The organism is Rhodopirellula baltica SH 1 (assembly GCF_000196115.1).
Lineage (GTDB): Bacteria > Planctomycetota > Planctomycetia > Pirellulales > Pirellulaceae > Rhodopirellula > Rhodopirellula baltica.
On record NC_005027.1, the window covers coordinates 6274455 to 6300248 of the forward strand.

19 protein-coding genes are annotated in these 25794 nt (G+C 55.5%); 11 read left to right on the top strand and 8 right to left on the bottom strand.

The window, feature by feature from the left end; genetic code table 11:
- Positions 1-22: 22 nt before the first annotated feature.
- Positions 23-781: a hypothetical protein gene (locus RB_RS24250; protein WP_164922450.1), complete on the top strand. Its 759-nt coding sequence runs from the start codon at positions 23-25 to the stop codon at positions 779-781.
- Between the two features lie 637 nt (positions 782-1418).
- Positions 1419-2375, top strand: coding sequence for a hypothetical protein (locus RB_RS24255; RefSeq protein ID WP_164922451.1), 957 nt, complete (start codon positions 1419-1421; stop codon positions 2373-2375).
- A 791-nt stretch (positions 2376-3166) separates the two neighbouring features.
- Here the strand turns inward: RB_RS24255 and RB_RS24260 are convergent.
- Positions 3167-4027 (bottom strand): GIY-YIG nuclease family protein, encoded by an 861-nt coding sequence (locus tag RB_RS24260; protein ID WP_164922446.1) that lies wholly within the window; start codon positions 4025-4027, stop codon positions 3167-3169.
- 171 nt (positions 4028-4198) lie between these two features.
- Between RB_RS24260 and RB_RS24265 the strand changes: the two genes are divergently transcribed.
- Both RB_RS24265 and RB_RS24270 read left to right on the top strand, forming a co-directional pair.
- Positions 4199-5737, top strand: coding sequence for a type I restriction-modification system subunit M (locus RB_RS24265; protein ID WP_164922452.1), 1539 nt, complete (start codon positions 4199-4201; stop codon positions 5735-5737).
- Positions 5734-6903, top strand: coding sequence for a restriction endonuclease subunit S (locus RB_RS24270; RefSeq protein ID WP_011123362.1), 1170 nt, complete (start codon positions 5734-5736; stop codon positions 6901-6903). Before RB_RS24265 ends, RB_RS24270 begins: the two co-directional genes overlap by 4 nt.
- Here RB_RS24270 and RB_RS24275 read toward each other — a convergent pair.
- A complete protein-coding gene (locus RB_RS24275) occupies positions 6800-8362 on the bottom strand; it encodes a coiled-coil domain-containing protein (protein ID WP_011123363.1) in 1563 nt (520 codons plus the stop codon). The two genes, RB_RS24270 and RB_RS24275, sit on opposite strands and share 104 nt — an antisense overlap.
- 204 nt (positions 8363-8566) lie before the next feature.
- Between RB_RS24275 and RB_RS24280 the strand changes: the two genes are divergently transcribed.
- The gene (locus RB_RS24280; RefSeq protein ID WP_231845945.1) at positions 8567-8947 is read left to right on the top strand and encodes a hypothetical protein; all 381 of its coding nucleotides are present in this window, start codon (positions 8567-8569) and stop codon (positions 8945-8947) included.
- Between the two features lie 202 nt (positions 8948-9149).
- Here RB_RS24280 and RB_RS24290 read toward each other — a convergent pair whose 3' ends face one another.
- The 3 genes from RB_RS24290 to RB_RS24300 form a co-directional block, all read right to left on the bottom strand.
- Entirely contained in the window at positions 9150-10514 is a 1365-nt protein-coding gene (locus RB_RS24290) for a Gfo/Idh/MocA family protein (RefSeq protein WP_164922453.1), read from the bottom strand.
- A 124-nt stretch (positions 10515-10638) separates the two neighbouring features.
- Positions 10639-11475: a hypothetical protein gene (locus RB_RS24295; RefSeq protein ID WP_164922454.1), complete on the bottom strand. Its 837-nt coding sequence runs from the start codon at positions 11473-11475 to the stop codon at positions 10639-10641.
- A 369-nt stretch (positions 11476-11844) separates the two neighbouring features.
- The gene (locus RB_RS24300; RefSeq protein WP_164922455.1) at positions 11845-12969 is read right to left on the bottom strand and encodes a M14 family metallopeptidase; all 1125 of its coding nucleotides are present in this window, start codon (positions 12967-12969) and stop codon (positions 11845-11847) included.
- Positions 12970-13643: 674 nt separating this feature from the next.
- Here RB_RS24300 and RB_RS24305 point away from each other — a divergent pair.
- Together RB_RS24305 and RB_RS24315 are read left to right on the top strand one after the other, a co-directional pair.
- The gene (locus RB_RS24305; RefSeq protein ID WP_231845946.1) at positions 13644-15884 is read left to right on the top strand and encodes a PQQ-binding-like beta-propeller repeat protein; all 2241 of its coding nucleotides are present in this window, start codon (positions 13644-13646) and stop codon (positions 15882-15884) included.
- 314 nt (positions 15885-16198) lie between these two features.
- Positions 16199-17551 carry an MFS transporter gene (locus RB_RS24315; protein WP_011123371.1) on the top strand — a complete coding sequence of 451 codons (1353 nt, stop codon included), beginning with the start codon at positions 16199-16201 and terminating at the stop codon, positions 17549-17551.
- A gap of 701 nt (positions 17552-18252) precedes the next feature.
- On the opposite strand, the gene RB_RS24320 is transcribed toward RB_RS24315, so the two are convergent.
- Entirely contained in the window at positions 18253-18654 is a 402-nt protein-coding gene (locus RB_RS24320) for a hypothetical protein (protein ID WP_164922456.1), read from the bottom strand.
- A gap of 104 nt (positions 18655-18758) precedes the next feature.
- Here RB_RS24320 and RB_RS24325 point away from each other — a divergent pair, with 104 nt between their 5' ends.
- From RB_RS24325 to RB_RS24335, 3 genes are all read left to right on the top strand, one after another.
- Positions 18759-19712, top strand: a complete 954-nt coding sequence (locus RB_RS24325) for a two-component system sensor histidine kinase NtrB (RefSeq protein ID WP_011123375.1) — start codon at positions 18759-18761, stop codon at positions 19710-19712.
- Positions 19709-21154, top strand: coding sequence for a sigma-54-dependent transcriptional regulator (locus tag RB_RS24330; RefSeq protein ID WP_011123376.1), 1446 nt, complete (start codon positions 19709-19711; stop codon positions 21152-21154). Before RB_RS24325 ends, RB_RS24330 begins: the two co-directional genes overlap by 4 nt.
- A 116-nt stretch (positions 21155-21270) precedes the next feature.
- On the top strand, positions 21271-22338 hold the full coding sequence (locus RB_RS24335) for an alpha/beta hydrolase (protein WP_164922457.1): 1068 nt from the start codon (positions 21271-21273) through the stop codon (positions 22336-22338).
- Positions 22339-22543: 205 nt separating this feature from the next.
- Here the strand turns inward: RB_RS24335 and RB_RS24340 are convergent, their stop codons facing one another.
- Positions 22544-22744 carry a hypothetical protein gene (locus RB_RS24340; protein WP_144043561.1) on the bottom strand — a complete coding sequence of 67 codons (201 nt, stop codon included), beginning with the start codon at positions 22742-22744 and terminating at the stop codon, positions 22544-22546.
- Positions 22745-23002: 258 nt separating this feature from the next.
- A complete protein-coding gene (gene lepA, locus RB_RS24345; RefSeq protein ID WP_007334775.1) occupies positions 23003-24799 on the bottom strand; it encodes a translation elongation factor 4 in 1797 nt (598 codons plus the stop codon).
- Between the two features lie 285 nt (positions 24800-25084).
- On the opposite strand from lepA, the gene RB_RS24350 reads away from it, so the two are divergent.
- Positions 25085-25558 (top strand): hypothetical protein, encoded by a 474-nt coding sequence (locus tag RB_RS24350; protein WP_007327389.1) that lies wholly within the window; start codon positions 25085-25087, stop codon positions 25556-25558.
- Positions 25559-25794: the final 236 nt, after the last annotated feature.

Sequence of the window (25794 nt, forward strand, 5' to 3'; positions counted from 1 at the left end):
CCAAACTCTTGAGTGCCGTCTCGTGTCGATCGACAAAGTCGAATTTGACGACACGATTCAGTGTCGTACTGGGATTGTCGAATCTGCAGTTGATGACTACGCAGAAGTTTGGAAGGCCAATCGTAAAGAGGCACGATATGTCTTCCAGTCGCCGATCGTCCTGTTTTTTGATGGCGAGCATTACTGGATTGGTGACGGCTGGCACCGATTGATTGCAGCACGCCGAGTTGGACGTGCGGAAGTCTTCAGCCAAGTGCATCGCGGTGGACGCAATGAAGCGATGAAATATGCCCTGTCCGCGAATGCTGAGAACGGCTTGCGACGGACGAATGACGACAAGCGGAAGGCTGTTCGGATTGCTCTCAAGGAATTTCCCGATTATTCCGCGAGGCAAATCGCCAAGATGGTCAAGGTTAGCAACACGTTTGTCAGCAAAACCTTGAAATCAACCACCGCTCTGTCACCAACAGAAACGACCGAACACGCAGCAGCGGTTGAGGGTGTCAACGTTTACACCCCTCCTTTGGCGGGCGGGGCCGTGTCGCCCCAACTCGATAGCGTTTCGCCGACTACTCAAACGATCGCTCCCCCGTCACGAGAACCAGTGGTTCTTCAGAAGAAGGCCGATTCGTTGATTCAAAAGCACGTTGGCGCCCTCACGCGTGGAGTCACTGATTTGACCCGATTGCTCGGTGGTGAGGGAGAGAACTCGTATGAAGCGAACAAAGCTTTGGACACACTTCTTGAGACGTTGAAGGCGATGGGAAGGGGAGTGCGTTAGTGATGGCCGTTTTCCCAGTTAACACGCGGACGCAAATGTCCGTCAAGCATTCTCCTGCAACATCTGCGTTCAAGTATTACTCTGTTGCAGTTCGGTGCTCTAGCATCGATCGTGCATGGTGGCTCAACTGGCACGTGGCCATTGAGTATTTGCTGGCCGCTTTGCTCCAAGCCTTCTAGCGCAAAGAAAAACCGCCTGCCCTCAGTCGCCAAACCTAGGCAAGCGGTTTTGTTTCATTGATCCCGTGATTCTACCGTCTGCCAATCAATTTGTCTCTGCCGAGAATCTTCTCTCGGTAAGTCGCACTTCAAGCAGGCCAAAGACGCTTGTTTTGCCTGAGTCGTTGCGTCCGGAAGCCTATCTGCCTCCTTCGTTGCAACATCGGCAGGATGACGCTCGTTATTTCATTCACCTGATTCTTAGCAAGCTGGCAGTCGGGGACGTCGATTCAAACGGTTGGGTTTTGCTCTGCGGCGAATACCTGAAACGCGTGATGTGTTGTCATGACTACGCAGCTGTCATTCGGTCTCTGATTAATGCTGGTGTTGTTCGTCGGCAAGCCTATCGAAATGGAGTTCGCTGCTTCGGGTACAAGCTGCACGAAAGCTTCCTGTACGACAGGCACACCCGAGTAGCCGTGAAAGACGCTCGTCTAATCCGCGCATTGGAACGGGGTCGTGAGGAGCACAGGCAGCAACAGGATGCAAGAAGGCGACCTGTCCACGATCACCTCGAAACTCTGCAATACAGCCTAAAGATCGATTGGGAGTACGCACAAGCGATCTTGAAGACGCTGCCAGACATCAATCGCTTCGATAGCCAGGGGATTCTCGTCAGAGACCTCCATGAACGACGCTTCCGTTTTTCCATCGGGAACTACGGACGAGTTTCGAACAGCATTACGAACTTGAGCAGACACCTTCGATCAGCGTTACGGCACAGAGGACAGGAGCTACGACAAGTAGACATCAAGAACGCACAACCGGCACTTCTCGGGCAGGAGGTCCACCGAAGAGAGCAAGAGCACATAGCACCAGGCCAGCAGGGAACAGGAAGGCAGCACAACCAACCCAAAGAGCAATCCAATTATGATTCTCAAAATTCCGGTTCAAGTGCTCTCTTCCCGGCCAAGCAGTCGATCAAATTGGACGTGCCGCGATATATCGAACTCGCTCAACAAGGGAAACTGTACGAATTCTTGCAGACGCAATTGCCACACATGAACAGGGAGCGAATCAAAAGACGGTTCCTGAGTGATGTCTTGGCCAAGCGTCAGACAGCTAGCGGTCATGAATACCCGAGCGAGGTTGAAGACTGTTTCAAGCGGGCTTTCCCCACGGTCTACTCGCACATCCGCGATATCAACGACCACGGCAGGCAGCACGCCAATCTGATTCGCATCCTTCAGCGAGCGGAGTCTGACTTGGTCATCGGGCAAGTGTCTGAACTGCTGCGCGTGGATCATCCACGTACATTTTTCATCACGCTGCATGATGCCATCTACACGACCGATTCAAATCTGACTTTGATCGAGGATAGTTTCCAAGCCGTTTTCGATCAGAACGGCTATTCGATGTCGTTAAAGGTTGGCTGACAGGTACCACTCGCACTCGTCGCAGGGATGTGCGATAGCAACCTGCAGACGCGTGCATTCAACCAGCAGGCAAGTCCTGAGGACCGCTCGCCGGGATATGCGTGGGAGAATCAAACACTAGGTCAGCGAAAATCGCCGAGCAACGATCCGCTCATTTCCCGGTCGTTGAACGTGATCTACAGGTCTTTGCTCTCTGGGAAAATTCCCGTATGAGATCCGGCGATCTGCGTCGATTCCCGAAACCGTTGCGTTTTGATGCGCGTAATTGCAACGACTTGCAAGTTGACAATTAGTGACGAATCGATGATATTCGCTATAAGAGAAAGCGTGATTTCTTAGTGTGGAAAGTCTTGCCTCTTGATCAGAGTCCTTCGTGGGATGGGCTACCTGTAGCTCTCAACCACTGATGGATGGAATGGGTGAGTCGGACAAGTCTATTGCGAGTGATCAAGCAGTTTGTCTGTCAGAAAATTCTTGCCCCGAGACCGTGACCTGTCCCCCTGGCGGTTCCAGTGGTCCGGCAATCTGAATTGCAAGAACATTCTCTTTGCTATGTTCGGCTGAACGACGCAATGAAAATGTCGGGACGACGGAGTCTTGCAGCCGAGCGATCAACACCTGTTAACCACCGGAGTTCGAACCGCAATTGCTATGGAACCTGAACCACAAGAGTCCCAGTCGCAAACGGGAGTTACGTGACCGACGCTCGTTCTAGCTGCACTCCACCGTGTGAGCGACGAATTGGTGTGGGGGCTTGCTAGGTAGGACCTAAGTTGGATCCACGACGGGAGTTAAGTGTCATCGATCTCGTTGGTTTCTCGGTGGATCTCGCTCAGCGTCGCACCGGATAAGTCCTTCCATTCCGTCCACCCGTTCGCGCTAGCACCGAGCACGACTGAGCTGGGAGAAGGGAAAAGGTAGTCCTGAAGGTAGAAGTAGTTTCCGTGACGCTCTTCAAGGATTCCCGACTCGATCATCTTCTGACGTTGTGAATGGACTGAATCCGGCGCCGACGCCGTGAACTCGGTTCGTGATCGGCTTCCCTGACGGACAACGAATCCATCCTCTACCAATTCGCCGGTCGCATCGCATCCTCGTGAGCGGATGAAGAATCGAGACGTTGGGCCAGCTGTCTTCGAGACTGGTTCGAACACCGGGTACCCGAGAGTCGAGACAAGGGTGCTGATGGTTTCGAACACGTCGAGCAATTCGGCTTCCATCGGCTCAGGGACGTAGATTGACGTCTCCGGTACCTGCCCATTGTCCAGTGAGAAACGATTCACCTCCTTGGCCTTCTGCATGCAATGCCATTCCAAATAGCGTATGTGAGCCTGCGTGAAGTTCTGCGTTTTCGACACGCAAAAGACCGCTGTCTTCCAGAATGTTTTCGTCTTGTTGTGGCTGTCAAATCGCTTTCGGGCATCCTCAGTCTGCCCAACGTAGACAATTGGTTTTGCGCCCTCCTCGTCTTCACCGAAAAGGAAATAGACTCTCGGTAAAGTGAGTTCTTGCCGCGACTTCCCCTGGGCGAGATCGCTACGAGGAATCAGCACGGCCTGCACGATTCGGGTGGTGATTTCGGCGATCCGGATTCCACGTGGTTCACCGGTGGGCAAGTAGATCTGAATCGTTTTCGCGGTCGGTGATGTCATTCTGTCCCTCTGGTTGCTGCCGACCTCCAGCATATTGCGGGGGTCCGAATTTTGATAGGCTGTCGCCCCTTCGGCTCGATCTGGAAACGGCTGCGTCCACGCTGTGGGGATCCGTTACGGTGCGGGACCGTCGAAGAGACAACAACAACGAGTTCCGCATGGAGAAGCGAATTGATCACGGGTGAAATCAAGAGCAAGGTCGACAGGCTCTGGGACGCGTTTTGGACGGGCGGGATCTCGAATCCGCTGGAGGTGATGGAGCAAATCACGTATCTGCTGTTCATCAAACGCCTCGACGATCTGCATACGCTCGAAGAAAACAAAGCCGACCGCACCAAGAAGCCGATGGAAAATCGGATCTTCCCCGAGGGCAAGGACGAAAAGAAACGCTCCTACGAAGACCTCCGCTGGTCGCGGTTCAAACACTTCGAGCCCAAGGAAATGTTCGATGTGGTCAACGAGCACGTCTTTCCGTTTCTGCGAACGCTCGGTGGTGACGGATCGACGTACACCAAGCACATGAAAGACGCTCGGTTCACGATCCCCACACCGGCGCTGCTGGCCCGAGTCGTGGACATGATCGACCAAGTGCCGATGGAGGATCGGGACACCAAGGGCGATCTGTACGAATACATGCTCGGCAAGATCGCCTCAGCGGGCCAGAACGGCCAATTCCGAACGCCGCGTCACATCATCGAATTAATGGTGGAACTGACCGCACCGACGCCGACGGACGTGATCTGCGATCCGGCTTGCGGAACGGCTGGGTTCTTGGTCGTGGCGGGTGAGTACCTGCGTGAAAAACATCCCGAAGTCCTCCGCGATGCCAAGCTGAAAAAGCACTTCCATGGCGACATGTTCCACGGATTTGACTTCGACAGCACGATGCTGCGGATCGGCAGCATGAACATGCTGCTGCACGGCGTGGAGAATCCCGACATCGTCTACCGCGACTCGTTGGCTCAGGAACACGGTGCGGAGGAAGAACGCTACTCGCTGGTGCTGGCCAATCCTCCGTTCGCTGGCTCGCTGGATTACGAAAGCTGTGCCAAGGACTTATTGCAAGTCGTCAAGACGAAGAAGACCGAGCTGCTGTTTTTGACGCTGTTCCTGCGGTTGCTCAAGCCCGGTGGCCGCGCGGCGATCATCGTCCCCGACGGCGTGTTGTTCGGTTCGTCGAAGGCCCACAAGACGCTGCGGAAGATGTTGGTCGAGGATCAGAAGCTGGACGGGATCATTTCGATGCCCGGCGGCGTGTTCAAGCCGTATGCGGGCGTCTCGACGGCGATCGTGTTGTTCACCAAGACCAACTCGGGCGGCACCGAGCACGTTTGGTTCTACGACATGCAGGCCGATGGCAAGTCGCTGGACGACAAGCGAACCGAATTGTTACCACCGGAGAAGCAAGGCCCAGCGCCGACGGCGAAGCTGACGGGGGACGAGCACGCCAAGAACAACTTGCCCGACATTTTGCAGCGATGGAGCAAGCGGGACAAGTCTGAGCGAAAGAACGAGCGGACAGCGCAGAGCTTTTGCGTGCCGAAGTCGGACATCGTCGAGCAAGGTTACGACTTGTCGATCAACCGTTACAAGGAAGTCGTCCACGAAGAAGTCGACCATCGCCCACCGCAAGCGATTCTGGATGAGTTGGAAAGCATCGAGAAAGAGATCACCCAAGGCATGAAGCAACTGCGGGGGATGCTGAAGTGACAAGTCACGAGGTAGCTCTCTCCGAAATCTGCGACACCGGTAGTGGTGGAACTCCGTCGCGAGCGAAGCAAGAAATCTATTACGATGGTTCGATCCCATGGGTTAAATCTGGCGAGCTTCGCGAATCAGTGATTACCGAAACCGGAGAATCCATAACCGAACTTGGGCTTAAAGAGTCATCTGCCAAGCTTCTGCCAGCTGACACACTCTTGGTCGCGTTATACGGCGCGACCGTTGGCAGAGTCGGCATGCTCGGCATTGAAGCAGCAACCAATCAAGCTGTCTGCTACTTGATTCCAGATGATACGAGAGTCGAGCGTCGGTATCTCTACCACGCCTTACGGTCAAAAGTTCCGTACTGGTTGACTCAGCGAGTCGGTGGAGGGCAACCTAACATCAGTCAGGGCGTGATCAAGAACACGAAGATTCCCCTTCCGCCGCTTTCGGAGCAGAAGCGGATCGCGGAGATCTTGGATCGGGCGGAGGCGTTGCGAGCCAAGCGTCGCGCCGCCCTCGCCCTCCTCGACGAACTCACCCAATCCATCTTGGCGAGACTTCTGGATGGCAGCGCAGATTTAGGCACGACTACTCTCGGAAACATCAGCCGTGACATGCATCAGGGAATCAACACGGTTACCGAGAAAATTGAATACCAAAATGACGGGTTTCCAATTATTCAGTCCAAACACACAACTCAAGGCTACCTTGACCTGTCTGACGCAAGATTCGTCAGCAAGGCGACGTACCTGAAGTACAAAGAAAAGTATCGACCAGCGCGAAACGATTTGCTGCTTTGCAACATCGGAACAATTGGAAAAAGCTTACTCATGGAACAAGAGAACGACTTCTTGATTGCATGGAACTTGTTTCTTATCAAGCTCGATCTCGATCAGGTCTCACCCTCGTTTTGCAAACACTACTTTGATCGTCTCGCTAGTCAGCATTACTTTGATCGCTTCCTAACCGGCGGGACAGTGAAGTTCATTAGCAAGAAGACACTGAACGCTACTCCAATTCCGCTGCCTTCGATGGACAGGCAGCGTGAGTTTGAGGAGCAGATCGCTAGTGTCGAAGTATTGAAAGAAAAACATCGTTCGGCAGTTGCCGAATTAGATCAACTCTTCGCCTCCCTCCAACACCGGGCGTTTCGAGGGGAACTTTCATGACGGAAACCGAGGGCACGCGATGAGCAACTTTGACTTCCTCACCTCCGAATGGAAGGACATCCACGAAGCGGCCAGCAAAGCCGAGTCGGCGGCGATCCCCGATCCTCGCACGTCCTGCTTCTACGCTCGCCGTACGTTGGAGTTGGCGGCACGGTGGGCTTACAAGTTCGACCGGGCGTTGAAACTGCCGTACCAAGACAACTTGTCGGCGCTGATTCACGAACCCACGTTCAAGCACACCGCTGGCGATGCCGTCTTCAACAAAGCGACGTTCCCATGCCTTTTTGAGGATTGGAATCCGCTGCAGTTGCTGGTTGATCAAAGACGAATGATTCTGAAGCGTCATCTGGGCGACTTTGAGTGAGTCCACTCGCTCGGTCAGCTCAGGTCCCGCGTTGGGCGTGGAGTCTGTTTCTTGTCGTGCCGCCATCCATCGGCGTTCAGCAAAATGCAACTCGTTCTTGAGGCGAGCGACTTGTTGCTTTAGCTCAATCTCTCGGAGGTCAAAGTCATCCAGTTTTTGCTCGAGCATTTCACGGGTGAAGACGATGCTGTCACCGACGATCGCCAGCTTCTTTTCTTCGATCTCAAGCTGCAGTTTTGCGATCGCTTGGTTGGCTTCGGCGATTGATAGCTCTTGGCGACGAAGCACGAGCATTTCCTCGGCGAGCTTTTGCTCTAGCTCGGCGATTTGGATCTCGCTTTCGGTTGCCGGCGTGGAGTTTTCTTTTCGTTGACGGAGTGTCTTCGCGCGGTCATCCAATTCGAGTTTGGCGGTTTCGGCTGCGTTACGAGCTGAGACGACGGACGACTCAGCCGAAAGTAGCCGGGTGTTCGCATTGCGGACGGATTCTTTCAGTCCGTCCTGGTACACGATCGAATACGGTGGCGTTCTATCCTCGATTTTTCCATCTGCGAGTCGAGTCAGCAATTGCTTTAGCGAAGCGACTTGTGCGTCGTGGTCTTCGTTGGACGAAGTTGCCGACTGTTGCTGTGCGATGACGACATCGATTTGCTTGAGTAGGTCGACCCGACTGGAGTCAGCACTGGGCTGGTCGTTGTCGTTTCCAGACGACTCCGCCTCCTGCTTCTCTTGCAGCATCGCGACGCGAAGCTCAGCAGCAACTTCTTCTTGTTTGTTCTCCAGCACCGCAGAGGACGTTTCAGCAGCCAAATCGTCTTCCGCGGAAACGAGCGAGACGGAACTCGCTGCATCGCGACTCGAGGTCGCACTTGGCGACAGGCCAGCCTCGGATTGCCCGACGTCTTTCAGGTGAGGGACATTTGACGCGGGAGCAAGTTGTTGCGTCGCGAATTGATTTGGCTCCGTAGGAGCCGCATTCGCTTCGGGGAGTTGGGTTCCAACCAAAGAGACGGCGCAGAGACACGGCAGCAATCGTCGATAGAATTCGGTCATCGCGAGCGTCCTTGCTTCGGTGAATGAGAGAACTTTGTTCACGGATACGCTTTTGAGCGAGACCGCAGCAAGGCTGCAAGATTCTCAGTGCACGGTCGAATCAGGGGGGCGTCATTGATCCGCGTGCTTTAAACTCGAGCCACGCTGCTTTTGACTCTCGATTTGGAGCCGAAGATTGAACTGGTCGTCACCGGGAAATCTTCTCAGCTTGCAAGCCTTCCACCGTTCACCGTCCATTTATTTGCCATGCCGTTCTCCGAGTACATCGCACCCTTTGAGGAGTACCCTGTTTTGCAGGAAAGGGTGCTGGCTGTTTTGAGGCAACTGCCTGAGGACGTGCAAGCGGACTTTCTGAACGATGATCGCTTTCGAGTGGAAATCGACAATTACGTTCCCGGTGTGGGCTGGTCGTTTTTGATGCCCGCCCCTGGAATCGATGGAAACGGCAGTCGCTGCGTGATTCTGCGAAGCAAGTTGGCGGACGCGACGGAAGGGTTCGCACATTATGTGATCGCTCACGAGTTTGCGCATGCGTTTTTGCGGAACGGTGGCTGGGGTGAGATCACTGACATTGAAGAGGCCGCGGATGCGTTGGCGGCGTCTTGGGGTTTCACACGACCCGCGTGAATAGGCTCACGATGAGTGGCATCGGCTTCCTGCCTGTGATGGCGCGGAACAAAGGTTGGAAGCCTATCAGCCTGTTGATTTAGTCGTATACCGAGTGACAACAATTAGCCGATGGGCGTTAGCCCCGGTTGGCGTCTGACTAACCGCCGCTAACGCGGTACGGCTCATTAAATCAACAGCCCGCTGTGCCGCACCCTCTGTTTTAGCTCAGCGACCATCCTTCGCGTGGTTCTCTGGCGATGAAGGGGGCGGCTTCGGGGCAACCCACGCACTCCATCTTGTCGCGATCCCAAGTGATCTTTTTGCCAACTCGATAGGCAACATTGCCGAGATGGTTGGCTTCGGTCAGCGGTCCGGCGTAGCGGAAGGGGCTGGCCGTTTCACCCTCGCCCAAGCATGCTCGAACCCATTGTTCGTGGTGTCCGGGGGAGTCAGGTACGAACGGGGCCGGCGGCTCAAAGTCGACAAAGGATTCCTCGGGTAGCAGCACGTGTTTTCCATAGTCAGACAGCAACATGCCTTTGCTGCCAATGAACAAAACTCCGCTGTCCCAGCGCGGGATCTCGCCGCGTTGCCAGATCTCAGGTTTGTGCGTGCCTTGGTACCAGGAAACGGAGACCGGGCCGCGATCGCCGCGTGAAGGGTATTCGTACTTCACCGACATCGATGCGGGGGCAATTTCCGAATGAGCCGGAGGGCCGAACGCTTCCGCCGTGGTGGGTGCGTCGAGTTCCAGTGCCCAGAACGGCAGGTCATTCCAGTGGCTGCCGAGGTCCGACATGGTTCCACCAGCGAAATCCCACCATCGATACCAACGAGGTCCGGGGAAGTAGACCGAATGATAAGGACGGACCGGGGCGGGACCCAGCCACAGATCCCAGTCGACATGGTCCGGCGGTGTCATCATGTCGGTTGGACGGGAATCCACGTGCAGAAGGTCGCGGTGTTTTTTCGCGTCCGCTTCGGATTGCAAACCCCAGGCTCGGTTGACCCAGACGTGAGCTTCGCTGACATCGCCGATCGCACCGCTTTGGATCAGTTCCACGACCCGGTGGTAGTTGCTGCCAGCGTGAATTTGGGTTCCCATTTGAGTGACGACACCGGCTCGCTCTGCCGCTTCTGCGATCTGTCGCGTTTCGTCGATGTTGTACGCCAAGGGCTTTTCACAATAGACGTGCTTGCCAAGTTGCAGCGCGGGCATCGTTGCAAACGCGTGAGTGTGTTCGGTGGTGCTGACAACGACCGCATCGATGTCGTTCCCAACGGCGTCATATAGTTTCCGGAAATCCCGAAAAGCCTTGGCCTTTGGATGTCGCTGGACGGCTTGGTCGGTGAATCTCGTGTCGACATCGCAAACCGCGACGACGTCGACCATTTCGGTCTGCTCCATCGTTCGCAGGTTCGAACCGCCTCGTCCGCCAACGCCAATGGCGGCGATCTTCAGGCGATCATTGGCGGACGATGAAACGGGCGTCTGAGCGGGTGAAACGTTGCCGAGACCGACGGCAGCCAAAGCGGTCCCGCCTACCAGTATGTCGCGTCGATTCGGAAGCATTTTATTGGACATCGTCCACCTGGGCATTCAGTGAGTGACGTGGGGAAAGCGACGATCCTAATGCAGTGAGCAACGGGAAGGGGCAACTGACCCGCTGATTGGACATGCTTTCTAAAAAACGCTTCCCGCGTCACTTTTAGAGCTGAAAGCCCGCTGATTCACTCGGCTGCGCCGAGAGGATCTTTCCACTGCAACCGTTTTCTTTGTCGCAGCGACCACTGGCGACGAGCAATCGCCCATCCGCGAGCCCCTCAATGCCGAGCGAACAGTTGAGCTCGTATCGCCCTTTCATCTGGAAGTCCGCATCGGTGACAAGCGTGATGGCGGGCGATCCATAACAACCAAACCACCAACGATTGTGGGCGAAGGTTGCGGATTGGATTCCGAGGTGAGTGTGTCCGCTCGTGATCACGTGCTTTTTGACGAATTGAAACTGGTCGTCGTATTCGTACACATAGTTTTCGTCAAATGAATCAGGCAATCCGCCAACGACGTAGAAGTGGCCTTCGCGGTGTCCGATCCCGCCTGCCCCGTGAAAGACTTCCTGCGTTTCGTGTCGAGCAAGTTCGTCCAGCGATTCCGCGTCATAGACGTAGACCCATGAGTCCGCGTTTCCTGCGGGATCGTTGAATTTGCCAAGGTTGACGGCGACATAGATCTTGCCATCGCGGAAGCAAAGATCGCCGTGATGGTTCGCGACGGGGATCTTCTTCAGCACTTTGCCGTCATGGTCCGTTTTGACCAACGTGGTGGTGAACGACCAATAGATCGAAGTCGCGTCAGCACAAACACCTTGCAAGTGGTGAGGATAGGTACCTTCACACGTCACCTGAAACGGTTCCGCACTGAAAGCGGACTTCGAAGGTGCGATGTGGGTGTCTTGTGCGGCAAGTGGTCCAGCCAGGGAGAGGCTGGTGAGAACGAACAAGCTCGCGAGCGAGATGGCTCGGCAATTCGATTGGTTGAAAGTCATGATGGAGGCGTTTGTCGAGGAAGTGGCTGCAATGAAAGCGGGCCAAGGGTAAACCCTGGATGGCGTGGCGTGCAAACACTCTTCAACGAGATTTCATGAAAGGTCAAAAGCGGTCGTCGGGTGTGTGAGCCGCTTGGCGTTAGCCACGGTTTTCAAACGCAACCGGGGCTAACAGGCTGTTGATTTATTGAGCCGCACCGCGTTAGCGGCGGTTGATTAGACGCCAACCGGGGCTAATGCCCAACGGCTAATGATTGTCATTCGGTATGTGACTAAATCAACAGCCTGCTAACGCCCAAACGGCTCATATGGTTGTGCCCGATCATTCCAGCCGACCTGCATAGACGGCAGAGGTTCTGCCATGATGCTTCAGCGAGAAGCGGTTGGTGACAGTTTGGCTTTGCGAGCGAGAAGGATTTTCATCATTTCCTCGGCGGATCCGATGGCGATTTTGCGAATGCGTTCACGATCGGTTTCGTCGCCGAACTCATAGGTCACCGCATGAATGCCAAGTTCTCGCGCCACCCAAGCTTTGCTGGTGCTGCGGTGAGCGTTGTGGCCGTCGTCTCGCAACATGGTCGAGTCGCCCATTCGACCGTTGAGCGATTTCAGCCATTCTGCGGTGAAGCCTTCGGGGAACAGCTTGGTTTGTTTCGGGACGGTGTAGAAGACTTCGTTGTAGGTGCTGTGGAAATCGAGAAACAACCACAACCGTTTCTCTTGTTCACCGCGAAGGCGAACCAAGTCGTCACGGATCGAACGTGTTTCAGGTTCTTGGAATGCCAGCCAGTCGCGGTTGAGGTCGACGCCATTGGCATTGGATCGCCAATAACCTTTGGCCACTCCATCTGGATTCGCGATCGGAATGCCGACGGTCAAAAACTCCGCCCGATAGCGTTTGGCAAGTTCGGTGTCACTGCACAACGCCTCGATGAAGTGCATCATGCCAATCGTGCCGGTGACTTCTGGTGGGTGCTGACGCGAAAGTGCGTAGATGACCTCTTTGCTGTCGGGGTTGCCGATCGCGAGCCGATGAATCGGACGGTCTTGGACGGATCGACCTGCGAGCGATGATTCGACGAATGGAAATTGAGCGAGTGTGTCGACCCAAGTCGCAATGTCTTTGTTGCCAACCAGTTCCTGTCCGGCAACCCAGAGAACTTGGTCGCTGACCGGCAAACGCAACGTGACCTCTTGCCCGCCGGGATGTCGGGCAACGATCAGATGTTCGGCCGATTTCCACTCGACACGATTGTGGCTGATCTTGGGTTCATAGCGATGTGAGCCGCCTTCGTAACGAAGTCGGACGTTGATGTGTCGCGGATTGGTCGAGTGAACTCGAAACGCGTACCACGCGCTATCGTTGATCGGTTCATTTTCGGGGCGAATCAAAATCTCAAAGTCATCGCCACCAAGTTCCACCAATTGATCAATCTTGCCGCCCGCGAAATCTGTTTCGAAGCTGACGACTTTGTCCTGCGATTGAAACTTCACCGCGGGCGAAGGTTCCGGGGCCGGGTCCGCGTGCAAGAGCGGAGGACGGACGACGAGCAGACACGCAGCGCAAATAAGGAAGGTTGTTCGACGCACAGGAGACTCAGCAAAGAGGTGGGAGGACACCGATGGCGGGCCGAGCGAACTCGGTTGTAGGAGAAGAAGGCTCGTTTCGCCGATTCATCCTTGAGGTGGGAGTTGGTCTGTGCGAATCCGTGGCGAAGTGCGTCGCAAGCGATGTACCGAGCCAAACATCCCGATCACTGCAACCAAACTTCACAGGTCACTGAGATGGGGAACACCGGGCAGAGGTGCTGATTCGCATCATTCCAATTCAATATTTTAATCGGAAAATGACATTCCGACGAAGCACTTGATTCCAGCGGCCGGCCGAGTGGAAAGAACTTTTCCAGCGTGTGGCAAGGATCTTTCCGGTAGGGAGGCCAAATCAACGACCTGCTTTCCGTTGGAGCACCAAAAAAGATTGGATTGTGCAGTCCACTCGAGTGAAAAACCGATCGGGATCTGCGTTCGCCCGGTGGTTTTGACTCTCCCTGCGTGATTTGGTCTGGGAAGTGCGTTCCCAGAAGCGTGCAGTTTCTCGCGAGTGATGTCGGCTCAGTCTTCCCGGAGCGACTCGGCGGGAGCATCGGTTTTGTCCTGGAAGTGTGCGAGTGAAAACGTCGTCGTTGCGATTCGGCTTGTTGTCGGTGTGGCTGTGTTGTCAGGTGGTGGGTGGATCGGCCGCGACGATCGCTGACGAGTTGGATTGGGCCAATTGGCGTGGTCCGTTTCAAAACGGAACCTCACCTGAAACAGGATTGATCGATCGCTTCGATCCCAAAGGCGGTTCGGGAAGCAACGTTCTTTGGAAGAGCGAGATAGCCTCGGGGATCTCCACACCGATCGTGATGAACGGGCGTGTGTTCACGATCGTGCGTGACCAGCCGGGGACGTCCCAGGACGCCGAGAAGGTGATTGCCTTGGACGCTGATTCGGGCGATCTGCTGTGGGAGAACGTGTACAACGTTTTTCTGTCGGATCTGCCAGCGGAACGCGTGGGGTGGTCGAATGTTTGTGGCGACCCAGAACTGGATCGAGTGTATGCGCTCGGAGCATGTTGTTTGTTGCAGTCGATCGATGCGACAACGGGCGAGACCGCTTGGTCTCGATCGCTGAGTGAAGAGTTCGGGATGCTCAGCACTTATGGCGGCCGAACCAACACTCCAGTGATCTATGAGAACTTGGTCATCATCAGTGGTGTGACCACCGGTTGGGACGCGACCGCTCGCCCTGCTCATCGCTTCTTTGCGTTTGACAAGCAATCCGGGACGCTGGTTTGGAGCGTGAGCACACGACCATTGCCAGAAGACACCACCTTCAGCACACCAATCATCAAGGTCATCGGTGGACAGCCCGTGATGGTCGCCGGCAGCGGTGACGGAGACGTTTATGGTATCCAGCCTCGCACGGGAAAGATCCTGTGGCACGAACCTGTCTCACGGCGAGGGATCAACACGTCCGTCGCAGTGGACAGCGAAGGCAACGTTTACACCACACATGGGGAAGAGAACCCAGAGGGCACCGCGATGGGAGCGGTTGTTCGAATTGATGCGACCCACGCCTCACTGGAATCGGCTTCCGCGGAAGTTTGGCGAACCGAAGAGATCATGTGCGGCAAGAGTTCTCCGTTGCTGGTGGGTGATCGGTTGTACGTTGTCGAAGACTCGTCCCGGTTGCGAGTGCTGAATCGCGAAACGGGAGAAGAGGTTTGCCCACCGGTGAAGTTGGGGACGGCGATGCGTGGCAGTTTGTTGTATGCCGATGGCAAAATTTATGGTTGCACGTCGCAAGGTGTCTTTCATGTGCTGAAGCCAACCGAGGAAGGGATTGAGTCCGTCTTCAAGGTTCGCTTGCCACGCGGTCATGAAGTGGGAGGATCGCCCATTGTGTCTCACGGCCGAATCTATCTGCCGACGACTGGTGGACTGTTCTGTCTTGAAAACGAAAGTGATGCGGGATCGAATTCGGTGGCAACGGTGAAAGTGTCATCTGAAGCGTTCGAGCCCGAGTTGCCGGTCAGCGACGATCCTGAAATCGCTCAATTGCAACTCATCCCCGCCGAGGCGATGGTTCGTCCCGGCGAGGTGATTTCGTACGAAGTGGTCGCGTTCAATTCGCGAGGCCAGCGATTGGAATTGCCACTTGATGGACTGACGTTTGAAGCGGAAGGAGCGGGGGCCGTCGGTCGTGACGGGGTGTTCCAAGCAGATGGTCAAATGCAACACGGTGCCGTCACCGTGAATGTCCGTAGAGGCGAACTTTTGGCAACCTCAAGAGTCCGGGTGGTGCCGTCGTTGCCGTGGGCCTTTGATTTTTCCGATGGCGAAGTTCCGATCACTTGGGTGGGGGCACGCTACCGACATGAGGCTCGATCGGTTGATGGCGAACCGGTGATTGCGAAGGTTTCGACGATCCCCAAGGGAACTCGCAGCCAAGCGTGGTTCGGTCCAACGGACTTGCACAACTACACCATCACTGCGGATGTGAAAGCACAATCGGGGACGAGCAAGTTGCCGGACATGGGAGTCATCGCTCAGCGTTATGTATTGGACCTGATGGGTGAATCTCAAAAGCTGCAGATTCGAACCTGGGCGGCTCAGTTGCGGATGGCTCAGAGTGTTCCGGTGCAGTGGGAAGCGGGAGTTTGGTACACGCTGAAATTGCAGGCGAGTTTGGAAGATGGCAAAGCGATTCTGAAGGGCAAGGTTTGGCCTCGCGAAGAAGCGGAGCCCGATGCCTGGACGGTGACCGCGATTGATGAGGCTCCCAACCGCAATGGCAGCCCGGGTTTGTTTGGCAATGCCACCAACGCCGAGTACTTCATCGACAACGTGAACGTGCGAGAGAACTGAGGTTCTCGTCCGCAGTCAGGTTTGTGACGTTTTTTACTAAGCAGGTCGGCAGGAGTTTTTCGGCATTTGAACTGTTTTGGCAAACGCCACTGTTCCCGCGGGCAACCGGGACTAACAGCCTGTTGATTTAGTCGTATACCGAGTGACAACAATTAGCCGATGGGCGTTAGCCCCGGTTGGCGTCTGACTAACCGCCGCTAACGCGGTACGGCTCATTAAATCAACAGCCCGCTAACGCCCAAACGGCTCACATGGTTTTGCCCGATCATTGCTGCCGACGTGTTTAGGTCCGCTTCGTTTCTCTTTCGTGATTCATGATTCCGTTGTCTCCATCGTCCACTGCGCCGTCGCCCTCCAAAGTCACCGTAGCCATCGTTTGTTTCATTGCAGCGATTGGGTTTGCGTTTGATATTTATGAACTGTTGATGTTGCCGTTGATCCTGCGGCCTGCCTTGCAGGAACTCGGTGGGATCTCACCCGGCACGCCGGAGTTTGAGTATTGGCGTGGCATGTTGTTCTTTGTTCCCGCGATGGTGGGTGGGATCTTTGGTTTGTTTGGCGGTTACCTCACCGACCTGTGGGGGCGGCGACGTGTGTTGACCTACAGCATTCTGCTGTACGCTTTCGCGGCGCTGGCCAGCGGCTTTGTGACCTCCATCGGGATGCTGTTGTTTCTGCGATGTTTGGTGTTCGTGGGCGTTTGTGTGGAGTTCGTTGCGGCGGTCGCTTGGGTGGCGGAGTTGTTTCCCAATGTCAAGCATCGCGAAGCGGCGCTGGGGTACACACAAGCGTTCTCTTCCGTCGGTGGTTTGCTGGTCACGGCCGCGAATTATTTGGCGATTCAGTATGCCAGTTCGTTGCCGGAAATTGCGGGCGGCCATGAGGCGTGGCGTTACACGGTTGTCTCCGGTGTGATTCCCGCAATCCCGTTGATCATGATTCGTCCGTTTCTTCCTGAGTCACCTCAGTGGGCGGCCAAGAAGGCGGCCGGCACGTTGCAGCGTCCCAGCATCGCGGCTTTGTTTGCACCGAATCTGCGTCGCACAACGATCATCACGACGTTGATGTTCGCGTGCAGCTATGGTGCGGCGTTTGGAGCGTTGCAACAAGTTCCATCGATCGTGCCTGGACTGCCACAGGTGCGATCTCAGACCGATGGTTTGCCGGTGCCTGCGGCGAAGAAGATCGAGCAAGAGACCGCGGCAACGGTCAACGGCTATCAGGAGATTGGCGGCTTGCTAGGGCGTTTTGCGCTGGCGGCGTTGGCCGTTGCGATCGTGAGTCGGCGTTGGTTGCTGCGGCTGTTCCAGTGGCCTGGTTTGGTGATCGTTCCATTGGTGTTCTTCTTTCCGGCTCGTGACAACTTGGATTTGCTCAAGTGGGGAATCCTGTTGTGCGGTTTCTTCACGGTGGCCCAGTTTAGTTTTTGGGGCAACTATCTTCCGCGAGCTTTCCCGTTGCATCTTCGCGGGACGGGCGAGAGTTTTGCCGCGAACATTGGCGGCCGGATGATCGGGACTTCGTTCGCCGCCGTCACCGCATGGCTGACGACGATGTTGCCTTCGGGCAGCACCGCGATCGCGGCAGCTTGCGTGGTGTTGTTTGTTTATCTGGCCGGATCGGTGCTGTCGTTCTGGTTGCCAGAACCATTGGCAGAAGAAGCGTAGGCAATAGCGTTGTTGCTACCGCGTACAACTGGGGCGAACGATGGGCTGCAAAATGTTTGCTATTCGCGTTCTGATAGCGAATGCAATTTTTCTTCCGGCCAATGTCTTTCTTCATCTCGGTAGGGATTTCAGATGGTAGCCGGGGGTTGCTGCGTCGCAGCGTACCCCCGGAACACGAGCTCCCATAAAACTCTCCATCCCGCCGTGGCCTTTGGCCACGGCGGGATGGAGAGTGACGGCGTGGGACGGGTGTCCGTCGGTGGCGCTATCGCTGACCGACGGCTACCATCTGACATCCCTACCGGGATGAAAACTTGCGCAAACGCATGGCCGACACAAGCCCAAACATTTCGCAGCCCAGACGATCGCTGGGCTGTCAAACTGGAGGGTTGACTTGGTTCTGGACTGCGCAAGTTCTTGCCCCAACGGGGCAGCCCTATCACAGCCCAGGGCAACGCCTTTTGAAGTTGCGCTTTTTCCTCGAATGGCCAACGGCCTCGTTCAACATAGCCAGGGGCATCGCCCCTGGAGCAGAAAAACACGACCCCATTTTGGCCAACGGCCAAATTCAATTCAAAACATGTGGGTTGATGTTGGCCGTTGGCCAACTCATTTCCCTTCGTTCTCGATCCCTGGGGCGATGCCCCAGGCTACGATGACGAAGGCCTTTGGCCAACAAAACCGAATGCAAAAGCGCAACTTCAAAAGCAACGCCCTGGGTTGCGATTCTTCTCAGGGATCATTCCATCCAGGGTGATCGCACATTCGCGATAGCGGGCCGCCAACGGGTACTTTGCTTCGAGGGTCGCTGATTCTGAAAGCAGCTCATGAGCGATCACAAAGTGGTTGGCTGTGGCTTGCGTCCAGGCTTGTTCGGCCAGTTGTTTGGCTTTTGCGGCGTCCGCCTCGACTCGCCGCAGCCATTCGGCCGCGTCTCGCCAGCACGATGCCTCTTCGCCACGCAGGGCGCGTGCGGCCAGCAAGGCTTGCCGGCTGGTGAGCCCGCAAAGATTGAGCTTTCGCGAGCCGAATGCGGTTTCCCAGCAACAGCCCACCCAACCACTTTGTGCCGAGTCGATGGTTTGCCGCAATGATTCCGACATTCTAAAAGCTTGGGGAAAGACGAGACTCGCTTGATACCATCCGACGATCGCCAACATACAATTGGTATCGCGGAGCCGTTGATTGCAAACGGTGTTCCTGCGTCGTGTTCCATTCACTCCCAATTGCCGTTATTCGCAACCGTTTGTTTTTGATCTCGTTTGTCATCGCTCTGGCAGCCAATTTGGTTCTGCTTGGGGTGGCGTATGCCAACGGTTCGCCTTGGGTGGGCTATTTGGTGATGTTGGTGTTGCTCATTGCATTGGGGGGCAGTCGTTGCTGCGAAATTCGGCCATCAAAGCCGGTGCCTCCGCCCGACACGATGATGCTGTCGCAGATCGAGCGACGCCGTCAGCGACTCGAATCATTGGGGACGCTCGCCAGCGGGATTGCACACGACCTGAACAATTTGCTGACTCCGATTTTGATGAGCGGCAAGATGCTGCAACGCGAAACGCCGAACTTGGACCGGGCGGCTTTGGTGGACACGATTGTCAGTGGTGCCAGTCGCGGGGCGGACTTGATCGCTCAGTTGCTTACATTCGCAAGAGGCGGCGATGGCGTTCCGGCACGAATTGCGTTGAGCGAGTTGCTGCCAGAGATCGTGCGTATCTTGGAACGGACGGTGGGCGGTGAAATCGAGGTGGTGCTGGACGTGCAACCCGATTTGCCCGATGTGATCGGCGATGAAACGGAGCTCAGCCAAGTGGTGATGAATTTGGCGATCAACGGCCGTGATGCGATGGACGGTGCTGGGCGACTGAGTGTCCGAGCGAGGTCCTGGGAACTCAGCGGGGATCGATCGTTTTCTTACACCGTACTGCCACCGGGTCGGTATGTGATGGTCAGTGTGACGGATACCGGTCGTGGCATGGAGGATGCGATCCGAGACCGTATTTTTGAACCTTTCTTTTCGACCAAGCAACGTGGTCAGGGAACGGGACTGGGGCTGAGCACCACCATCGGTATCATCAAGAGCCATGGTGGAGCCATCGAAGTGGACTCGGTTCTTGGGGAAGGCACCACAATCAATGTCATCCTACCGATTGCGACTTCATGAACGATTGCAGAACCCTGTTGGTTGTCGACGACGACCCTCTCATTTTGCAGTGCATGCAATTGTGTTTGCCCGCACCGGACTACCGCGTGGTGACGGCGGTGACCGCTGCCAAGGGGCTGGAGTTGTTTCGTGAGACGGACCCTGATGCGGTGTTGCTGGACATCCAGTTGCCGGATCAATCAGGTCTCGCATTGATTCATGAATTTCGCGAAATGGATCGTCGGGTTCCAGTGATCCTGATGACGGGCCATGGAACCGCTGAGACCGCAATCACGGCGATCAGTGGCGGCGCGTTCGAGTACATCACCAAACCGTTTGAACCCGATGGGATTCTCCCGCTGATTGATTCAGCACTCGAAACCAGCCGGATGGCTCGACGTCCCGCGGAGTTGCCAACCGATTCGGGGCAGCCACTCGATCGTTCCAAGGCAACGGCGGCGGATTTGATTCTCGGCAGTTGCCCAGCCATGGTCGATGTTTTTCGAAGCATTGGCCGAGTCGCGTCTCGGGATGCAGCGGTGCTGATCTTGGGCGAAACCGGGACGGGCAAGGAAGTGGTGGCTCGGGCGATCTACCAACACAGCCAACGACATGATCAAGTCTTTCACGCGATCAACTGCGCCGCGATTCCGGAAGCGTTGCTCGAGAGTGAGTTGTTCGGTCATGAACGAGGGTCGTTCACCGGAGCCGATCAACGAAGGATTGGTAAGTTCGAGATTTGCAACGGAGGCACATTGTTTCTCGACGAGATCGGAGACATGACGCCGGTGATGCAAACAAAACTACTGCGTGTGTTGCAGGAGAAAGAGTTTGAGAGGGTTGGCGGAAGCAAACCGATCAAGACCGATGTTCGAATATTGGCCGCGACCAACCGCGATTTGGAATCGGCGATGGCCGACGGATCGTTCCGCAGCGATTTGTTTTATCGTTTGAACGAATTCACGATTGAACTGCCGCCGCTGCGTGAACGTGGGGAGGATGTGGCTCGAATGGCGGAGCATTTCTTTTCGCTGTTCGCTGACCAACTTGGCAAGGACTTTGTTTCCATTGCACCTGAAACGATGCAGCGGTTGATGGCTCATTCATGGCCGGGCAATGTTCGAGAATTGCAGGGGATCGTGAAGCAGACGCTCCTCAAGGCAAGCGGTCCGGTCATCGTTCCCGCATTTTTACCGAGTGGGTTTGGAGAATCCTCCAGCCCTGGGAACAACGTGGAAATTTCCAATGGCTGGGAATCCGAGGTGTCGAAAGAAATCAATCGGCGGCTTGCATCGGGGAGCTGCACGGTTTCGGAAGACATCCACAACGAGGTCGACCGAATCTTGATTCGCGAGGTGATGAAAGCGACCGGAAACAATCTCAGCGAAGCGAGTTTGCGTCTGGGGATCAGTCGTCCAACGCTTCGTAGTCGGATGAAGCACCTCAGGTTGAAACCAGAGTGACGGGTACCCTGAGTGATCGACGCCCTGAGGGACGGGCACCCTGAACAATGTGTTGGTTAGAATGGTCGCTTCTTCGAGATCTCTCCCCTTCCCCACCTCCTTCCACGGCCCACCTCATGCAGACCGCTTCCCGTTTCTCGTTGCCATACTTGGCATGGATGCTGGCCCCGTTCGCTTGTCTTGGATTTATCAGCACGGCGGCATTGGCCGACGACCAAGCGTCTTCGCCTTTGAAGAATGGACGCATTGTCATTGGTCCGGATTATCAGGTGGCACCCGAGTTGAAAGATCAGGGAGCGCCCAAGGGAAAACAATTTGAGTTCATGATGCCGTTGTCGGAAAGCAAGATTTTCGACGGCACGGATTCGACTTTGAATCCACGCAAGGACGTTCGCAAGGAACGCAAGATCGTGGTTTATGTGCCAGCGGCTTACCAAGACGGGACCGCGGCACCGTTCCTGGTCATGCATGATGGTCCGAGTCGTTTGAACTTGGTTCGAAACGCACTGGATAACATGACGATCTCAAAGGATCCGAGTCGTCGACTTCCCGCCTTCGTTGCGATTGCGGTTCAAAACGGAGGCAACGACAGCAAAGGCAGCCAACGTGGTTTGGAATACGACACGATGTCAGACCGGCTGGCTCGGTTCATTCAATTAGAGGTTCTGCCAGCCGTTGAGAACCATCCTGAGATTCGTGCAGCCTATCCAAACTTCAAGCTGACGGATGACCCGTGGGGGCGTGGCGTGATGGGATGCAGCAGCGGTGGTGCCGCGGCGCTGACGATGGGTTGGTTCCGCCCGGAATGGTTTCGCCGTTTGATCACGTATTCAGGAACGTTTGTGGATCAACAGGACGACGATGCTCCTGAGGAAGCTGAGTACCCGCTGGGGGCTTGGGAGTATCACTCGAGCATGAAGCTGATTGAAAACAGCGAGAAGAAACCGCTTCGCATTTTCACGCACGTTGCGGAGAACGACAATCGAGCGAACGACCCCGAGTCGACGTATCACAACTGGGTGATGGCGAACGAACGCACCGCCGACGCGCTGGAAGCGAAGGGCTACGAATATCGGTATGTGTTCTCGAAGGCGACCCGTCACTGCGATCGCAAGGTGTTCGAAGCCACCTTGGCCGATACGCTGGCGTGGATGTGGTATGGCTACGAGGCGGACGCGGAGTAGCGGATGCCCGCGGGTGGATGATTGAAAAAGTTCAATTGGTATCGACCTCTGCGTCACCGCCCGTTGCCTATCGGATTGTCGATTTAGTCAGCCGGAACGCGACCGCGTCCGGTTCGTCTCCGGTAACCGTGGGATAGCAGGCTGTTGATTTAGTCGCATACCGAGTGACAATCATTAGCCGTTGGGCGTTAGCCCCGGTTGGCGTCTAATCAACCGCCGCTAACGCGGTGCGGCTCAACAAATCAACAGCCTGATAGCTCTGGGTTGCTGAATCTTTGGTGTTGTGGCGCTCATTTGGGTTCTGTCCCGCGCCCCAACGGGGCAGCGCCATAATAGCCCCAGGCATCGCCTGGGGTTTCTTGAGGGAGACGCCATCGTTTTGAAGTTGCGTTTTTGCGTGAGGCATTGGGTTTTTCATAACCCGACGCGTCAGCGAGGGACCGCGTGCCATCGCAACGCGCCGGTGGGTCCCTCGCTGACGCGTCGGGTTGTGAGAAAAGCGCAACTTCAAAATGCCATCGCGAGGCCCAACGGGGCGGCCCTAACAGAGTGTCCCCAAAAAAACGCTAGGGCCGCCCCGTTGGGGCTTTGCAATCTTAATCCCGCCGTACCCCCAGGGCGTTGCCCTGGGCTGTGATAGCGCTGCCCCGTTGGGGCGAAGTCGTTAGTCTTTGTCGGTGCGGAGCACGGAGATGAAGGCTTTTTGTGGGATGTTGACGCTGCCAAACTGTTTCATCTTGGCTTTGCCTTTCTTCTGCTTCTCCAAAAGCTTCTTCTTGCGGCTGACGTCACCACCGTAAAGTTTCGCGGTCACGTCTTTGCGATATGGAGCGATGGTGGTTCGCGCGATCACGGTGCCGCCGATCGCACCTTGGATTGGGATCTTGAACTGGTGACGAGGAATCGCTTCGGCGAGTTGCTCGCAGTAGTGCATTGCACGGGCGCGTGATTTGTCACGGTGCACGAGGTAAGCGAGTGCGTCGACCGGTTCTTTGTTGACCAAGATGTCGACTTTGACGATGTCGGTTTTGCGGTACTCGATTGGCACGTAGTCGAACGAGCCATACCCGCGAGTGATCATCTTCAGTTTGCCATAGAAGTCGAACAAGACTTCCCCGAGAGGCATTTCGCTGGTGACTTCCAAGCGTCCGGCCGACAGGTAGTTCATCGTTTGGCTCTCGCTGCGATGCTCGCGGCAAAGTTCCATCACCGGGCCAACGTACTCTTCCGGAATCAGAATCTGGGCCTTGATATAAGGCTCGCTGACGGAATCGATCGTCGAGGGATCGGGCCAGTAGGTTGGGTTGTCGACGTCCTGTGTCGTGCCGTCCTTGAGTTTGATTTTGTACTGCACCGATGGGGCGGAAATGACCAACCCGATGTCAAACTCTCGTTGCAATCGTTCTTGAACCACATCCAAATGCAGCAAGCCGAGGAACCCGCAGCGGTATCCAAATCCAAGAGCGGCGGAGCTGTCCTTTTCAAAGGTCAGTGCGGCGTCGTTAATCGAGAGCTTTTCAAGAGCCTTGGTGAGGTCTTGGTATTCGTCGGTGCTCATTGGGTAAACCGATGAGAACACGACTTGGCGTGCCGGTTGATAACCGGGGATCGGTTCGTCTGCTGGTCGATTCGCCAGCGTGATTGTGTCCCCGATCTCGATGTCCTGAACCGTTTTCACACCAGCGACGATGTAGCCGACTTCACCAGCGGTCAATTCTTTCTTCGGTACCAGTTTGAATTGGTTGTAGCCGAGTTCATCGACGGTGAAGTCGCGATCGGCGTGCATGAAGTGGATCTCGTCTTTGGGTTTGAGGGTTCCTTCCATGACACGGCATTGCAGGATCACGCCGCGATACTTGTCAAAGAACGCATCAAAGACGAGTGCCTTCAGCGGTGCCTTCGGATCGCCTTTCGGCGCGGGCAAGTTCTTGACGATTCCTTCGAGAACGTCTTCGATTCCCTGGCCGGTTTTGGCGGAAACTGGAATCGCGACAAAGGGATCGAGCCCCAGGTCCTCATCGATTTCTCCGCGAACGCGGTCGACATCGGCGGCGGGCAAATCAATTTTGTTGATGACCGGCAATAGTTCCAGGTCGTATTCGAGGGCCAAGTACAGGTTGGCGACGGTTTGAGCCTCAACCCCTTGGGAGGCATCGACGACCATCAGGGCACCTTCGCAGGCCATCAACGATCGGCGGACTTCGTGGGAAAAATCGACGTGGCCGGGGGTGTCGATCAAGTTCAGTTGGTACGCCTCACCGTCTTTTGCGGTGTAGTTCAGCGTGACCGTGTTGCTTTTGATCGTGATGCCTCGTTCCCGTTCGATGTCCATCGAATCGAGCATTTGGTCGTGAAACTCACGTTGAGTCACACCGCCGCATGACTGAATCAACCGGTCCGCCAGGGTGGATTTACCGTGATCGATGTGGGCGATGATGCAAAAATTGCGGATATGTTTCATGGTTTTGTTTCGTGCAACGCGGCGTGGACGTCACATCGTAGTGAATCAGGTGTCAATTCAATAGGGATTTGCAGTTCGGGCCGATTGTGATGATTTCGACAAAAGATCGGGATCGGCTGAATTTTCTGGATTTCAAATGCCGATCCAACTTGATGAATTGATCTTCCGCCGAAACTCGATCTTCGAGATGATCGAACGTTCGGAGGACCGTTTCGTCTTTTCTGTTTTCAAGGATGTGTCATGCGGACAATACTTTTACTCGGCCTGGCCATCGGTGGGGCTTTCATGGCTGGATGGTTCACCATCGAGCGTGATGGCGACAAGACACGGATCGAAATCAACAAGACGGAAATTCGCAGCGATGCACGTTCCGCGATCGATCGCGGTCGAGACATTCTGGACGAGCGTCAACGTGAACAGGCCGCTCAGCAGGCTGCCCAACAAGGCGGTTATCCTGCTCAAGGCCAAGCTGGCTATTATCCAGGTGCTGCGCCAGCGAATCCGAACGCTTGGCCACCCCAGGGCGGTCAGCCGGTACAGGGGGCTGGGTACAACACTCCCAACTACGGCGCACCTAATTACAATCAACCGCCGGCATACAACAATTACCCTGCCGCACAGCCCAACGCGGGTTATGGCGACCAAGGTGGTTACAACCCGAACGCGTATCAGCCACCAGGTTACAACGCACAACCACAAGCCGCTGAACAGAATCGGTGGGACTCGGCTACGGCGCCTTGGGCTCCTCAATATCGTTGAATTGATTGAACGATTGCGTTTGGATGCCGTGACTCGCGTTGCTCGGTACGGCCAACTTGGCATGCTCAGCTACGTTTGCCATGTGACCCATCCGTAGGCCGGACCGCAGCGTCAGCGGAGTTCCGGCAATCAGTCGGCACGGTTTGATTCCGACCGAGTGTTTGATCGCGGGTTTTGTTCTTTGGTGGGTGGTTCACGTTGGGAACCAACTTGCGACAGGTTGGGTTTGGATGCCG